Consider the following 1,771-nt stretch of genomic DNA (forward strand, 5'->3'; position numbering starts at 1 on the left):
ATCGCGAGCAAGCCCGCTCCCACGGGTGTCAGGGGGTTATGGGGTGTTTGGGGTGTTGAGCACCGCCTCGACCCGCGCTGCGGCGGCTTGCGCCAACGTCGGTAAGCCCAGTGCTTGGTACACCCGCTCCAGCGCCCGGTTGGTCGGTACGTCCTGCGCGTCATAACGACGACGCAATTCCAGCACCTGCTGCGCCCCGGCCCAGTCTTGCGCGTGCAGGCGTGCGTCCAGTTCGATCTGGGCGAACAGGTCGCGCTGGGCATGGCTGCCGCCAATGTCGTTCAAGCGGGGCAGGGCCACGCCCAAACGTTCCAGCGCCACTGAGTGTTGACCACGGGCATGGGCCAGCAACCCTTCGGCCAGCGGCAGAGTGACCTCGGCCCAAACGGCGCGGCTGAACACTGGCGCTTCACGCGCGTGCTCGCGCAATGCGTGCAGTAATTGATCGGCCTCGGGCTTGCCTGCGCGGCCCAATCCATACAGGTATTGCACGCTCAAAAACGGCTGCACGGTATCGCGGTGGCGGGCCTGCAAGTAAGGCGCGAGGGCCTGCCAGCGCTGGCCCACATCGATCCCGGCCAGCTCCAGACGGGCCAGCAGCGACACGGCGCCGATCTGGTCCTGGGAGTACGCCGGTAGCACGCCCCAGACATGCTGGTCGTAGATTTCCAGCACCCGCTCTTGGTCGCCACGGGCCAAATAAAACAGCGCCAGATGCCACCAGTTGTGGGTGTACATAAACGAATTCAGCCCCTGCCAATGGTGGCTGACGCTTTCCAGAAAACCGATGCCTTCTTCAATGCGCCCTTGGGTCAGCATCACGTGGGCCAGCGCATGTTGCGCCCAGGGCTCGCTCGCTTGCAGTTGCAGGGCGCGGCGCGCACTGGCTTCGGCCTCATCCAGCAAATGGCATTGCTCGTAGGCGAACGCCAGCATGCCGTGGCTCTGGGCGATATCGTCGCTGGCCGCCACCGCCTTGAGGGCGATGCGCAGCAGCGCCGGCCAGTTGCCGCGATTGAACTCTACGTACTGGTTGAGCTTGGCCGCGAACAGGTCGCGGGGGTACTGGTCGAGCAGCGTTTCGCTGAGGTGCAGCACCTGGTCGAGGTCTTCGTTGATCCACGCCTGCAGCAGCGCCACATACAGCGCTGCCCGTGGCTGCGGGTCGGTCACCTGCGCGGCGATTTTACGAAAGCGCTCGGCCAGCACCGGGCCTTCGGGTGATTCGCTGAACATCATCAGGATGCCGGCCAGAGCATTGCTCAGCGCCGATTCCGGGTGGCGCTCGGCGCTGGCCACAATCCCCTCGGCACGCGGGTGGTAGCTGAGAAAACCCAGGGTGAAATCGTCCAGCGCCTGACGCGCCAAGGGGTGGTCGGTGTCGATGGGGTTGCCGAGGTAGTCGTGTGACATGCGAGGTGTCCGCTCAAAGGTCGATCCGTTGTACAGGGCAAGGGCTGTGCCAGTTCGTGCGGCTGCGCAGTCAGGCGCACTGGGGGGAAAACAACACGTTGGTCACTGTTGCTTTTTCCACAGTCAGGTCCGGGGCTGTGGATTTTTCATCAATGCGCCAGCGCCGAAGACCGCTGCGCCGCCGGTTCAGCGGCCCGTGGGGGAGTGGCACACCCCTTGCAGAACTGCTTGGCAGTGGGGCCGCATGCCCCGAGCAATTAACGCCAGGAGTTCGCATGTCCAGTCCAGCCCATCGTCATCCGCCTCGCCCCGGGCCGCTGCGCCTTGCCCTCAAACGCCTGGGCCTGCTGGCCAGCGC

General features: G+C 65.0%; 2 protein-coding genes. One reads left to right on the forward strand and one right to left on the reverse strand.

Going from position 1 to position 1,771, the window contains the following annotated elements:
• Positions 1-36: 36 nt before the first annotated feature.
• The gene (locus tag GHO25_RS25520; protein WP_153393340.1) at positions 37-1,413 is read right to left on the reverse strand and encodes a tetratricopeptide repeat protein; all 1,377 of its coding nucleotides are present in this window, start codon (positions 1,411-1,413) and stop codon (positions 37-39) included.
• 152 nt (positions 1,414-1,565) lie between these two features.
• On the opposite strand from GHO25_RS25520, the gene GHO25_RS26350 reads away from it, so the two are divergent.
• Positions 1,566-1,771: hypothetical protein (locus GHO25_RS26350; RefSeq protein WP_218581094.1), on the forward strand; the 206-nt coding region annotated here is incomplete at its 3' end.

Source organism: Pseudomonas sp. FSL R10-1350 (assembly GCF_009600525.1).
Classification (GTDB): domain Bacteria; phylum Pseudomonadota; class Gammaproteobacteria; order Pseudomonadales; family Pseudomonadaceae; genus Aquipseudomonas; species Aquipseudomonas helleri.

What these genes read in the sequence shown, in the direction of transcription:
- GHO25_RS25520 (WP_153393340.1), bottom strand. Translation starts at nt 1,413, where the DNA reads ATGTCACACGACTACCTCGGCAACCCCATCGACACCGACCACCCCTTG.